This window comes from Quisquiliibacterium sp. (assembly GCF_982640115.1).
Window position 1 is genome coordinate 1 of the sequence record NZ_CEXFHW010000112.1, and the last position, 12906, is coordinate 12906.

The following is a 12906-nucleotide window of genomic DNA, read 5'->3' on the forward strand; positions in this document are numbered from 1 at the left end:
CGCAGCCTGCACGCGCAGGAGATCCAGTTCAACGACATCCGCACCACGCTGCAGGCGCTGATCGCCACCTACGACAACGCCAACAGCCTGCACACCAACGCCTTCGACGAGGCGATCACCACGCCCACCGAAGACAGCGTGCGCCGCGCCATGGCCATCCAGCTGATCATCAACCGCGAGTGGGGCCTGGCCAAGAACGAGAACCCGCTGCAGGGCAGCTTCATCGTCGACGAGCTCACCGAGCTGGTCGAGGAGGCCGTGCTGGCCGAGTTCGAGCGCATCGCCGAGCGCGGCGGGGTGCTGGGTGCCATGGAGACCGGCTACCAGCGCGGCAAGATCCAGGACGAGAGCATGCACTACGAGATGCTCAAGCACACCGGCGAGTACCCGATCATCGGCGTGAACACCTTCCGCAACCCCAAGGGCGACCCCATCCCCGAGAAGCTCGAGCTCGCCCGCTCCACCGAGGACGAGAAGCGCTCGCAGCTCGCCCGCCTGGCCGAGTTCCAGACCCGCCACGCCGACCGCGCGCCCGAGGTGCTGGCCCTGCTGCGCCGAACGGTCATCGACAACGGCAATGTCTTCGCCGTGCTGATGGATGCGGTGCGCTGCTGCTCGCTCGGCCAGATCACCGAGGCGCTGTTCGAGGTGGGCGGCCAGTACCGCCGCAGCATGTAGCCGCGGGAGCACGCAGTGGCATTGAGTGACATCGAGATCGCCCGCGAGGCGACGCTGCGGCGGATCACCGATCTGGCCGCCGACCGGCTGGGCATCGACGACCGCCATCTGGTGCCCTACGGTCACCACAAGGCCAAGCTCACCCTGCCCTTCATCGAGTCGTTGCGCGACCGGCCCGAGGGCCGGCTGATCCTGGTCACCGCGATCAGCCCCACGCCGGCCGGCGAGGGCAAGACCACCACCACGGTCGGTCTGGGCGACGCGCTCAACCGGATCGGCGAACGGGCCATGATCGCGCTGCGCGAACCCTCGCTCGGCCCGGTGTTCGGCCTGAAGGGTGGCGCCACCGGCGGCGGACGGGCGCAGGTGGTGCCCATGGAGGACATCAACCTCCATTTCACCGGCGACTTCCACGCGATTGCGCTCGCCAACAACCTGCTCGCCGCGGCCATCGACAACCACATCCACCACGGCAACGCGCTCGACATCGATGTCCGCCGCATCAGCTGGCGTCGGGTCATGGACATGAATGACCGGGCGCTGCGCGCGCTCACCGTGGGCCTGGGCGGGCCGGCCAACGGCCATCCGCGCGAAGATGGCTTCGACATCGTCGTGGCCTCCGAGGTGATGGCCATCCTGTGCCTGGCCACCTCGCTGGCCGACCTGCGCGAGCGGCTCGGCCGGATCGTGGTGGCGCAGACCCGTGATCGCCGGCCGGTGCTCGCCGCCGACCTGAAGGTGCATGGCGCCATGGCGGTGCTGCTGCGCGACGCGATCTCGCCCAACCTGGTGCAGACCCTCGAGAACAACCCTGCACTGCTGCACGGCGGGCCCTTCGCGAACATCGCGCACGGCTGCAACTCGGTGATCGCCACCCGCACCGCGCTGCGGCTGGCCGACTATGTGGTCACCGAGGCCGGCTTCGGCGCCGATCTCGGCGCCGAGAAGTTCATCGACATCAAGTGTCGCCTCGCCGGGCTGCGGCCGGCCGCGGCGGTGGTGGTGGCCACGGTGCGCGCGCTCAAGTACCACGGCGGCGTGGCACTCGACGCGCTCGGCACCGAAGACCTGCCCGCGCTGGGGCGCGGCCTGGCCAATCTCGAGCGCCATCTGCGCAACCTGCGCGAGGTGTTCGGCCTGCCCTGCGTGGTGTCCATCAACCACTTCGCCTCCGACACCGAGGCCGAGCACGCCCTGCTGCGCGAGCGGGTGGCGGCGCTGGGCGTGCCGGCGCACACCGCACGGCACTGGGCGCAGGGCAGCGAGGGCGCGACCGACCTCGCCCGCGAAGTGGTGCGCCTGGCCGCGCAGCCCACCGAGCTGCGATTCGCCTATGCCGATGACCAGCCGCTGTGGGACAAGATCCGGGCGCTCGCCACCCGGGTGTATGGCGCGGCCGAGGTGCGCGCCAGCCCGGGCGCGCGCGCGCGTCTCAATCAGCTGCAGGCCGAGGGCCACGGCCGGCTGCCGGTGTGCATCGCCAAGACCCAGTACAGCTTCTCCACCGATCCGTCGCTGCGCGGCGCGCCCGAAGGCCATGTGCTCGATGTGCGAGAGGTCCGGCTGGCCGCCGGCGCGGGCTTCGTGGTGGTGATCTGCGGCGATGTCATGACCATGCCCGGCCTGCCGAAGGTGCCCGCAGCCGAGCGCATCGACCTCGACGAGCAGGGCCGCATCATCGGCCTGTCCTGAGGCGCCTGCGCCGCGTGCACAGTCCCCGGCCGGCCGGCATGGCGCCCTCGCAGACCCTCGTGCTGATCAACCCGCGGGCGGGCGGCGGCCGCGCCGGCCGGCTCGCCGAGCCGATGCGGCGGTGGCTCCAGACCCACGGCCCGGGTGTGCGGCTGGCCGTCATCGACGGCATCGACGAGGCCGAGCAGCAGATCCAGACAGGCCCGATCGGGCTGCGGGTGGTGCTGGTGGGCGGCGATGGCACGGTCCACCGCATGCTGGCCTCGCTGCTGGTGCGCCGCTGCGAATTCGGGCTGGTGCCCGCCGGCAGCGGCAACGACATCGCGCGTGCCATGGGCGTGGCCGGGCTGGGATGGCGGGCCGCGCTCTCCCACGCGCTGAGCGCACAGGCCACGCCGCTGGATGTCGGCGAGTGCGCCTTCGGCGGGCGCACCGTGCTGTTCCTGAGCAGCCTCGCCGGCGGCTTCGACGCCGCGGTCGGCGCGCGCGCCCTGAAGACGCCGGGCTGGCTGGGCGGCCATGCCCGTTACCTGTGGGCCACGCTTCGCGAACTGCAGTCGCTGCAGACCTGGCGCATGCGGGTGCGGGTCGATGGCCGCGAAGTGCACCTCGGCCGCACGCTCTTCGCCTCGGCGCTTAACACGCCGAGCTACGGCGCCGGGCTGCCCGCCGTGCCGCAGGCGCGGGCCGATGACGGCCGGCTCGACGCCCTGCTGGCCGGCCGCTTCGGCCGCCTGGGCGCCCTGGGCATGCTGCCGCGACTGATGCTCGGCCGGCATCTCACGCATCCCCGGGTGAGCACCCAGGCCTTCACCGAGATGATCGTCGACAGCGAAACCGCCGTGCCGCTCGCCGCCGACGGCGAGCCGGTGGGCCGCGCGCACAGCTGGCGGGTGCGGGTGCGGATCGGCGCGCTGCCGGCGATGTGCCGCCAGCAGGCCGACTGAGTCCACGGATCGCAACCCGGACGAACCCCGGCGGCGGCATGCGCTATCCTCGGCCGCCAATCCCCCCATCCCGAGGAGACACCATGAGCGCCACCGACATCCAGGCCATCGAAGCCGCCGATGCCCGTCGCTGCCAGGCCGCGCTGGCCAAGGACGCTGCCACGCTGCGCGAGCTGATGGGCGACGACCTGCTGTACGTCCACAGCAGCGCCACCGCCGAGGACAAGGCCACCTACATCGACCGCGTGGTCAACGGCTATTACGACTACAAGGGTTTCACCCATCTGCGCCGCAACTTCCGGGTCTACGGCGATGTCGCCCTGGTGGATGGCGATGTGCGCATCCAGGTGGTGGTCAAGGCCGGGCTCAAGGACTTCGTCAGCCGCTACCTGCAGGTCTGGGCGCGCCGCAACGGCAGCTGGCAGATGGTGTCCTGGCAGTCCACTCCGGTGCCTGCGGCCTGAGCGGCCGTCAGGGCGCCGGGGCGGGCCTGACCGTCAGTCACTGACCGGCGCCGAAGGCCCGCGCGGCAAGGCCCCGCCTCAGCCGCGGGTGCGCATCGGCCCGAGGAAGTCACGCTTGCCCACCGGCACCCCGTGGTGCCGCAGGATGTCGTAGGCCGTGGCGGCGTGGAAGTAGAAGTTGGGGAGCGAGAACGACAGGATGAATGTCTCGGTCGTGAACGGGATCTGCCGGCCGCGGATCTCGAAGGCCATGTCGCGACCGGCGAGCGCATTCACCTCGGCCGCGCTGACCTGCTCGAGCGCCGCCTTCGCCTCGGCGACCAGCCGCTGCAGGTCGGCGTAGCCGCGCGCCGGCGCCTCGCCCGGCGGGGTGAACAGGCCGCGTCGCAGCCCCTCGATCGCACCCAGCGAGTGATGGGCCACTGACTCGACCTGAAACTTGAAGGGCAGCATGTCGGTCGCGAGCCGCGCCTGCACCAGGGCCTCGGGATCGGTGCCCTGGGCCGTGCAGTGGGCCAGACCCTTCTCGAGGCAGCCGCTGATCGCGGTGAGGGTCTGCAGATAGCTGGCAACGCTCAGGTCGTACAGGGAAACGGACATCGGGGCAGCTCCGGTTGAGGTGGAGAGTTCGCCTGGCGCGGGGTCGGTACGACGCGGGAACGGGCGGACAGGCTGACGCGCTCAGGCCGGTACGACCGCGCCCAACGCATCGCGCAGCAGCGCCGGCGGGTCGGCGCGGCCGAGCCGGCCGGCCAGCGCCAGGGTGGGCCGCTGCGCGAGCATGTCGGTCAGCGCGGCGCGCAGCGCGGATTCATCGATGGCCTGCAGCTGCGCCAGCCGCTCGCCGGGCAGCACCACGCGGTCATGCATGAGCAGGTCGCGGCCGAGCCACTCGGCGAAGGCCGCGGGCCGCTCGAGGCTGCGCGCCAGCCGCATGGCCTGCTGATTGCGGCTGCGCTCCAGATCGTCGGGATCGATGCGCGCGGCCGCGCCCACCACCACCTCGAGGCCGACCTTGAGCAGCTCGCGCAGGTTGCGCGGCGAGACGCCGGCAGTCACCTGCAGCACGCCGCCGTCTTCCAGGCCATCGGTCCAGGCATCGATCTGGTAGGCCAGCCCGCGCTGCTCACGCACCGACTGGAAGAGCGGCGAGGACATGCCCCCGCCGAGCAGTTCGGCGGCGAGCTCGTGCACGGCATGGCGCGGATCGGCGCGGCCCGGCACCGGCCAGCCCAGCACCACCGAGGTCTGCTCGGTGTCGTCGTCGAGATGGCGATAGCCGCCCACATAGCGGGCCGCGGCGCGCGCCGGCCGTTCACCACGGGGCAGCCCGCCGAAGTGCGCGTGAACCATGGCCACGAAGGCCTCATGCTCGACCGCACCGACCGCGCTGACCACGAGATTGGCGCCGGTGCAGTGCCGGCTCTGGTGATCGAGCAGGTGCTCGCGTCCGATGCGCCGTACATTGCGCGGCCGGCCGAGGATCGGCCGCCCGAGCGCCTGGCGCGGAAAGGCCAGGGCATCGAAGACATCCTGGGCCACCGACTCGGGATCGTCGGCGGCATCACCGAGCTCCTGCAGGATGACCTGGCGCTCGCGCTCGATCTCATCGGGCGGGAACACCGAGCGGGACAGCACATCGGCCATCACCGCCAGCGCGGTGTCGGCATGATCGGCGAGCATCAGCGTCTCGCAGGCGGTGTGGTCCTTGGCGGTGTAGGCGTTGATGCTGCCGCCCAGCCGCTCGATCTCGAGGGTGATGGCACGGGCATCGCGCAGGGCCGTGCCCTTGAAGGCCATGTGCTCGTAGAAGTGCGACAGGCCGTTGAGCTCGGTGGGCTCGTCACGCGAGCCCACCCGCAGCCATGCGCCAATGGCCACGGTACGAAAACCGGGCATGGCGGCGGTGGCCACACGCAGCCCGTTGGGCAGGGTGGTGGTGCGGACTTCGGGATCGGTGATCAGCATCGCTTGGCTTTCGATTCTACGCGCTCGCCCGGGGTCGGCCGGGCGATGACCACGGCATGCGAAAGCGAGATCGGGCGGGCGCTGCGCGCGCACTGGCGCTGCTAGGCTTGCGTGAAGGAGACCGACATGGGCCTGAATCCGCCGATCATCGGCCTGTTCCGACGCCTGCTGGACGAGCGCGACCAGCGAGAAGGCGCCGACTGGGACGCCACCGACAGCGAGCTCGACTGCGCCGTCTACCAGGATCCGGAGATCCATCGCCGCGAGGTCGAGCGGGTGTTCCGGCGCATGCCGCTGTGCCTGGGCCGGGCCGACCAGCTGCCCGAACCGGGGAGCATGATCGCCCGCGATCTGCTCGGCCTGCCGCTGCTGATCGTGCGCGATCGTGACGGCGGGATCCGGGTGCTGCTCAATGTCTGCCGCCATCGCGGTGCGCGCCTGCTCGAGGCCCAGGAGACGGTCTGCCGGCAATCGACGCTCTCATGCCCCTACCACGCCTGGACCTACGAACTCGACGGCGCGCTGCGCGGCATCCCGGGCGCCGAAGGCTTTCCCTGCCTGCAGCGCGCCGAACGCGGCCTGCGCCAGCTGCCCAGCGCGGTTCGCCACGGCTTCATCTGGGCGGTGCTCGACCCGCAGGCGAGCGCCATCGATGTGGCCGGCTTCCTGGGCGACATCGACCGCGATCTCGCCTCGCTCGGTCTTGAGGGGCACCACTTCTTCCGCCAGCGGGTGCAGCGCCGGGCCTGCAACTGGAAGCTGGTGATGGATGCCTTCCAGGAGGTCTATCACATCCGCCGGCTGCACGCCGGCTCGATCGCGGGCTACTTCCCGGGCTCGCGCTTCACCGCCGAGGGCGAAGGCCTGCACACCCGAATCCTGGTGGGCCGCGAGTCGCTCGCCCAGGCGCAGGACCTGCCTGAAGACCAGTGGGACGTGCGCTGCCACGCCACGCTTACCCATGCCATCTTCCCGAACAGCCTGATCATCTATCACCCCGATTTCACCAGCCATCTCGGTCTGTTCCCCATCGCACCCGGCGAGGTGCTGTTCGTGCACAGCCTGTTCACGCCGCACGCGCCGCGCAGCGAGAAGGAGCGCGCCCACTGGGAGCGCTCCTTCGACCTCATCGATGGCGGCGTGTTCAGCGCCGAAGACCTGCGCATCTCGGAGCAGATCCAGAGCGCGCTCGGGGCCGGCGCCAACCAGCGCTTCGCGCTTGGCCGCTTCGAGCAGAACCTGCGGCGCTTCCATGAACACCTCGCCGCGCTGATCAGCCGCGACTGAGCGCGCTGCCACCCCACCGGAGACCGCCATGCAACTGCAGGACAAGACCCTCATCGTCACCGGCGCGGCCAGCGGCATCGGCCGGGCGCTCGCGCTGCGCTTCGCCCGCGAGCGCCCGCGCGGTCTCGTGCTGGCCGACCTGCCGGCACAGGCCGCGGCGCTGCAGTCGCTTGCCCAGTCGCTGAGCGAGGGCCAGGCCGGCGTGGGCGCGGCCGTGCCCTGTCTGGCCGTGCCCACCGATGTGGCCGTGGAGACACAGGTGCAGGCGCTGGTGGCCGCGGCCGAACAGCGTTTCGGCGGCGTGGATGTGTTCTGCTCGAATGCCGGCATCATCCGCGACGGCGACGAGAACGCCCCCGAAGCCCAATGGACGCTGAACTGGCAGGTCCATGTCATGGCCCATGTCTACGCGGCCCGCGCGGTGATGCCGGGCATGAAGCGGCGCGGCGGCGGCTACCTGGTCAACACCGCCTCGGCAGCGGGCCTGCTCACCTCGCTGCCCTCGGCCACCTACGCGGTAAGCAAGCACGCCGCGATCGCGCTGGCCGAGTGGCTCTCGATCCAGCACGGCGAAGCCGGCATCCGGGTGTCGGTGCTCTGCCCGCAGGCGGTGGACACGCCGATGATCGCGGGTCGGGGCGGCTCGTCGGCAGCGCGCGCCGACGGCGTGATCTCGGCCGAGGACCTTGCCGACTGCGTGGTGGCCGGCATGGCCAGCGAACAGTTCCTGATCCTGCCGCACCCGCAGGTGCTCACCTACTTCCAGCGCAAGGCGCAGGACTACGACCGCTGGCTCGGCGGCATGCGCCGCTTCGCCGGCAAGCTCGGGCTGCGGCGCGACTGAGCCGCGCGGCAGCCCGCCGCCGGCCTCAGGCCGCGCGGGCCGGAATGCGCACCGGCATCGACATGAAGCCGTGCACGAAGTTCGAGAGCACCCGCCGCGGCTGGCCGGTGACCTCGATCACCGGATAGCGCTTGAGGATCTCCTCCCAGAGGATGCGCAGCTGCATCTCGGCCAGCCGGTTGCCCACGCAACGGTGGATGCCGAAGCCGAAGGAAAGATGCTGACGCGGCCGGGCACGGTCGATGATGAAGGCGTCAGGGTTCTCGATGGCCTCGGGGTCGCGGTTGCCCGAGAGGTACCACATCGCCACCTTGTCGCCCTTGCGGATGAGCTGACCGCCGAGTTCGACATCGCGGGTGGCCGTGCGGCGCATGTGCGCGAGCGGGGTCTGCCAGCGGATGATCTCGGGCACCAGGCTGCTGACCAGCGCCGGGTTCTCGCGCAGCTTGCGGTACTGCTCGGGATGGCGATTCAGCGCCAGCAGGCCGCCGGTGATCGAGTTGCGGGTGGTGTCGTTGCCGCCCACGATCAGCAGCAGCACATTGCCCAGGAACTGGCGCTCGTCCATGTGCCGGGTGGCCGGCGAATGGGCCAGCATGGAGATGAGGTCGTTGCGCGGCGGCTGGTTGACCCGCTCGTTCCACAGGCGCGTGAAGTAGGCCTGGCACTTGCCGAGCTCCTCGCGCCGCTGGTCCCAGGAGGTGACCGCGCCGCGGGCCTTGGGGTGGCCGGTGGCCATCTCGGACCACCAGGTGAGCAGGCTGCGCTCCTCGAAGGGGAAGTCGAAGAGGGTGGCCAGCATCTGGGTGGTGAGCTCGATGGACACCCGGCGAACCCAGTCGAATTCCTCGCCGATCGGCAGGCCGTCGAGGATGGCGGCGGCGCGGCTGCGGATGGTGCCCTCGAGCAGCGCGAGGTTGCCCGGGGCGACGATGGGGCTCACGGTGCGGCGCTGCTCGTCGTGCTGCGGCGGGTCCATGGCAATGAAGCTGGGCAGGCGTTCATCGGGCAGCGGCTCGGCCAGCGTGATGCCGCCGAGCGCGGAATCGGAGGAGAACGCCTGGTGGTTCACCTCGACTTCCATGATGTGCCGGTAGGTGGTCACCGACCAGAACGGACCGAAGCGGCTGCGGGCGCAGTAGTGCACCGGCGCCTCCCGGCGCAGCCGCTCGAAGTACATGCCGACGGTGTCGTCCTCGAAGATGTAGCCGCTGCTGACATCGAGCTCGGCCAGCGGGATGGCATTGATCTCGTCGCGGCCAAGGCTGCGGTAGACGGCGGGAGTGGAGATGTCCATGGTCCGCTTCCTGGTGTGAGGCGGGCCGGCCACAGCCGGCCAGGGGTGTTCAGGCGCCGACGAACTTCGGCGGACGCTTCTCGACGAAGGCACGGGCGGCCTCGGCGTGGTCGGCCGTGCCCATGCAGCGCACCTGGTGGGTGGCCTCGCTGTCGATGGAGCTGCGAAGGTCGGCGCGGGCGGCGAGGTTCACGTTCTGCTTGATGTAGCCGAGCGTGACCGAGGGCCCGTTGGCCAGCGCCGACACGAAGGCCGCCGCCTGCTCCTGGAACAGTCCCGGCGGGTAGACGCGGTGGAGCAGCCCGAGCGCGAGCGCCTCCTCGGCATCGAGCAGCGGCGAGAACATCAGCAGCTCCTTGGCCCGGGCCGGACCCACCAGCTGGGTGAGGAACCAGCTGGCACCGTAGTCGCCCGAAAGGCCCACCTTGGCGAAAGCCACGGTGAGCCGGGCGCTGTCGACCGCGATGCGGAAATCGCAGGCCATGGCCAGCGCCAGCCCCGCGCCCGCGGCAGGGCCCGGAATGACCGCGATGGTGGGCTTGGGGATCTCGTGCAGCAGCCGCGAGGCCTCGGCCCGGTCGCGCAGGCGCGTGGCGCGCTGCTCGAAAGTCTGGGTGGCGTCACGGCCGGCCGCCATCGACTTGACATCGCCGCCGGCGCAGAAGGCGCCGCCCGCGCCGGTGAGCACGATCGCGCGCACCGCAGGGTCGAGCTGGGCGCGCTGCAGCGCCGCCACCATGAGGTCGGACATCTCGAGGTTGAGGGCGTTGCGCGCCTCGGGGCGGTTCATGGTCAGCGTGAGCACGCCGTCCTTGAGGGTTTCGATCAGCACCTTGTCCATGAGGGTCTCCGTGGGCGTGTTCAGGCGAGCGCGGCGGCGGCGGACGCGGCCGGCGCGAGGTCTTCATCGCGGCCGATCTCGGCCAGGATCTGGTAGGACCGCAGCCGCGCGGCGTGGTCGAAGATGGCGCCACTGGCCATCAGCTCGTCGGCGCCGGTCTGCTCGACAAAGCGGCGCAGCTGCCGCCCGACGCTCTGGCGCGAGCCCACGAAGGAGCAGGTGAGCATGCGCTCGACCTGCACCCGCTCCATGGGGGTCCAGTACTGGTCGATGTCGTCGATCGGCGGGGGCAGCTGGCCGCGGGCATTGCGCATCATGTCGGTGAAGCGCTGCTGCAGGCTGGTGAACAGGCGTCGGGCCTGCTCGTCGGTGTCGGCGGCGATGACATTGACCCCCACCATCGCGTGCGGGCGCTGCAGCTGGGCCGAGGGCCGGAAGTGCTCGCGGTACACCTGCAGCGCCTCGTGCAGGGCGTCAGGGGCGAAGTGCGAGGCAAACGCATAAGGCAGGCCGAAGTGCGCGGCCACCTGCGCGCCGTAAAGGCTGGAGCCGAGGATCCAGAGCGGCACATGGGTGTCGGCGCCCGGGACCGCTCGGATCGCCTGGTTGGGCTGCACCGGCCCGAGGAAGGCCTGCAGTTCGACGATGTCCTGCGGGAATCGCTCGGCGGATCGCGGGTCGCGACGCATGGCGCGCATGGTGACCTGATCGGTGCCGGGGGCACGGCCCAGGCCGAGGTCGATGCGGCCCGGGTAGAGCGACTCGAGCGTGCCGAACTGCTCGGCGATCACCAGCGGCGAGTGGTTGGGCAGCATGATGCCGCCCGCGCCCACCCGGATGCTGCGCGTGCCGCCGGCGACATGGCCAATGACCACGGCGGTGGCGGCGCTGGCCACGCCGGTCATGTTGTGGTGCTCGGCCATCCAGTAGCGCCGATAGCCCCAGGCCTCGGCGTGGCGGGCGAGGTCGAGGGTGTTGCGCAGCGCGTCGGCCGGGGTGTCGCCACGGCGCACCGGCACCAGATCAAGGACGGACAAGGGAATCATGGCGGGGTCTCGGAAAGCAATCGGGAATCCGGCATTGTCGGCGTGAACGGCCCGACCTGCCAGCCGCAGCTGGCGGATCAGGCCTGCGCGGCCAGCCAGGCCGCTTCCTCGCCGGGTTCGGGCAGCACGCGGCCGCCTTCGAGAATCCAGGAAGCCGGCGTGGTGGAGGTGCGCATGCCCACCGACTCGGCGGGCACGCCGGCGATCCCGGCCACCACCTGCACGCAGCGGGCGACGATCTCGTCGGCCAGGGCCTGCGGTCGGCCGGCGCGGATGCCGCCATGCAGCCGGATGGCCGGCCCGGCCACCGGCGCCGGCTGATGATGGAACTGCACATGCACGAAGGTGGGCGGCGCCTGGGTGACATGGCAGTGGATGGCGGTGATCGCCCGGGCGATGGCGGCGCGCTGGGTGTCGTCGAGCGAGCCCTCGGGGCTGGTGCAGCGGTAGAGCGGCATGGTCTTGATTCCTGGGCAGTGGGGGCGCGTCAGGCGCCGGAACGGTCGGCCGCCACCACCATGACATCGTGGTAGGGCGCGCCGGTGATCTCGCTGAACATCCTCGCGACCTCATCCATGAGCGCGATCCGCGCCGGCTGGGCCGTGCCGGCCGGCACGCTGCCCAGCACCCTCGAGGCCTGGGAGGGCTCGCCGGCAGTGAACCACAGGCCCGGGGTGACCTCGGTGAACTCCACCGAGAGCGACTCGGGCGGCACCCCGAAGCGCTCGGCATTGATGCGCTGAAGACCCTCGCGAACCCGCTGACGAGCGGGCTCGCCGATGCGGCCGTTGACCAGGCACTTGTAGACGATCATGGGAATCCCGGAAGGCGAAAGGCGGAACTCGATCACACCCGGCGTGTGATCGGTGTCATGTCGGCGATCTTGACATCATCAGCCACGACCCGGGGGCCGGGAAGCGGGCAGGCAGCACGGGATCGCGTGACCGATTTCCGCTTTTCCCGACGCGGGCCGCGGCATTGCCCCGCAGCGTGACGAAAGTCATGTCGGCGGCTTTGACAGGGCCTCAGTCTGCCGTCAAGTCCGCAACGCCAAGTCATTGATCCTGCTCAGCAAGATCCGCCGGCACGAAGCTTGCAGAGCACTTGGCACCCGACCCGGATGCCCGTCATGCCACGCCCCCTGCCCGACCGCTCCCAGCCCCTGCCGAGCCCCGACCGGCCCGCCGCCCTTCACCCGCGCTCGCGCTCCGACCGCGCCGGCCACCTGCCGGCGCTGGCAAGCGCATGGCGACGCGCCCGGAGCCGGGCCGCGCTGGCCCTGGTGCTGGTCATGGCCGCCACGAGCGGGGCCTGGGCCGGCCCCTTCGGCTATCTGCAGGGCCTGGGCGTGAACACCAGCACCGGCATGAACGCGATCGACCGGCCCGCCTCGGCCTGGACACCGACGGCGGCCGGCGTGATCTATCAGATCGAGGACTCGGTAGGCGCCGGTGGCCTGGTCGGCCCCGGGATCGGCGGCCAGCCCTTCGATCTCGAGGCGCTCTATGTGCAGCGCACTGCCACGCAGCTGATCATCACCGGCGTGTCGGGCGCGCCGATCGCACTCAACCCGGCCGCGGGCACCAGCTCCACCATGTGTTTCCCGCCGGCCTGCGACCCGAGCTTCGGGATGGGCGACTTCTTCATCGGCGTACGGGTCGGCGGCGCCTTCGCGCCCCGGGTGGGCGTGGAACTCACCGGCCACGCCTTCATGTCGAACAGCCTGGGCTACACCAGCGGCTGGACCAGCCCCCTGCGCGCCGGGGGCATCGTCGATGTCAGCGGCGTGGCCCCCAGCCCGCTGACCATCGGCCAGGTGGGCGGGGAGAGCGGGCTGAGCCA

The 12906-nt window shown here is 71.0% G+C and carries 14 protein-coding genes; 7 read left to right on the forward strand and 7 right to left on the reverse strand.

The window, feature by feature from the left end:
- The 4 genes from AC2H6A_RS12840 to AC2H6A_RS12855 form a co-directional block, all read left to right on the forward strand.
- On the forward strand, window positions 1-678 hold a 678-nt coding region (locus AC2H6A_RS12840), incomplete at its 5' end, for a methylmalonyl-CoA mutase family protein (protein WP_484273998.1).
- A gap of 15 nt (window positions 679-693) precedes the next feature.
- The gene (locus AC2H6A_RS12845) at window positions 694-2370 is read left to right on the forward strand and encodes a formate--tetrahydrofolate ligase (RefSeq protein ID WP_484273999.1); all 1677 of its coding nucleotides are present in this window, start codon (window positions 694-696) and stop codon (window positions 2368-2370) included.
- Window positions 2371-2408: 38 nt separating this feature from the next.
- On the forward strand, window positions 2409-3317 hold the full coding sequence (locus AC2H6A_RS12850) for a diacylglycerol/lipid kinase family protein (RefSeq protein WP_484274000.1): 909 nt from the start codon (window positions 2409-2411) through the stop codon (window positions 3315-3317).
- 83 nt (window positions 3318-3400) lie between these two features.
- Window positions 3401-3781, forward strand: a complete 381-nt coding sequence (locus tag AC2H6A_RS12855; protein WP_484274001.1) for a nuclear transport factor 2 family protein — start codon at window positions 3401-3403, stop codon at window positions 3779-3781.
- 78 nt (window positions 3782-3859) lie between these two features.
- On the opposite strand, the gene AC2H6A_RS12860 is transcribed toward AC2H6A_RS12855, so the two are convergent.
- Together AC2H6A_RS12860 and AC2H6A_RS12865 are read right to left on the reverse strand one after the other, a co-directional pair.
- Window positions 3860-4381, reverse strand: a complete 522-nt coding sequence (locus AC2H6A_RS12860) for a DUF1993 domain-containing protein (protein ID WP_484274002.1) — start codon at window positions 4379-4381, stop codon at window positions 3860-3862.
- 81 nt (window positions 4382-4462) lie between these two features.
- The gene (locus AC2H6A_RS12865) at window positions 4463-5749 is read right to left on the reverse strand and encodes a M16 family metallopeptidase (protein ID WP_484274003.1); all 1287 of its coding nucleotides are present in this window, start codon (window positions 5747-5749) and stop codon (window positions 4463-4465) included.
- 126 nt (window positions 5750-5875) lie between these two features.
- On the opposite strand from AC2H6A_RS12865, the gene AC2H6A_RS12870 reads away from it, so the two are divergent.
- Both AC2H6A_RS12870 and AC2H6A_RS12875 read left to right on the forward strand, forming a co-directional pair.
- Window positions 5876-7036: an aromatic ring-hydroxylating oxygenase subunit alpha gene (locus AC2H6A_RS12870; protein ID WP_484274004.1), complete on the forward strand. Its 1161-nt coding sequence runs from the start codon at window positions 5876-5878 to the stop codon at window positions 7034-7036.
- Window positions 7037-7064: 28 nt separating this feature from the next.
- Complete coding sequence (locus AC2H6A_RS12875; protein ID WP_484274005.1) at window positions 7065-7880, forward strand: SDR family oxidoreductase; 816 nt, start codon at window positions 7065-7067, stop codon at window positions 7878-7880.
- 25 nt (window positions 7881-7905) lie between these two features.
- Here the strand turns inward: AC2H6A_RS12875 and AC2H6A_RS12880 are convergent, their stop codons facing one another.
- The 5 genes from AC2H6A_RS12880 to AC2H6A_RS12900 all read right to left on the reverse strand — a co-directional run bounded on the left by AC2H6A_RS12880 (window position 7906) and on the right by AC2H6A_RS12900 (window position 11878).
- A complete protein-coding gene (locus tag AC2H6A_RS12880) occupies window positions 7906-9177 on the reverse strand; it encodes a cytochrome P450 (RefSeq protein ID WP_484274006.1) in 1272 nt (423 codons plus the stop codon).
- Between the two features lie 49 nt (window positions 9178-9226).
- Window positions 9227-10018, reverse strand: coding sequence for an enoyl-CoA hydratase-related protein (locus AC2H6A_RS12885; RefSeq protein ID WP_484274007.1), 792 nt, complete (start codon window positions 10016-10018; stop codon window positions 9227-9229).
- A gap of 20 nt (window positions 10019-10038) precedes the next feature.
- Window positions 10039-11064, reverse strand: a complete 1026-nt coding sequence (locus AC2H6A_RS12890; protein ID WP_484274008.1) for an LLM class flavin-dependent oxidoreductase — start codon at window positions 11062-11064, stop codon at window positions 10039-10041.
- A 77-nt stretch (window positions 11065-11141) separates the two neighbouring features.
- Window positions 11142-11522 carry a tautomerase family protein gene (locus AC2H6A_RS12895; RefSeq protein ID WP_484274009.1) on the reverse strand — a complete coding sequence of 127 codons (381 nt, stop codon included), beginning with the start codon at window positions 11520-11522 and terminating at the stop codon, window positions 11142-11144.
- Window positions 11523-11551: 29 nt separating this feature from the next.
- Window positions 11552-11878, reverse strand: a complete 327-nt coding sequence (locus AC2H6A_RS12900; protein WP_484274010.1) for a tautomerase family protein — start codon at window positions 11876-11878, stop codon at window positions 11552-11554.
- Window positions 11879-12193: 315 nt separating this feature from the next.
- On the opposite strand from AC2H6A_RS12900, the gene AC2H6A_RS12905 reads away from it, so the two are divergent.
- A partial coding sequence (locus AC2H6A_RS12905; protein WP_484274011.1) for a hypothetical protein occupies window positions 12194-12906 on the forward strand: 713 nt, incomplete at its 3' end.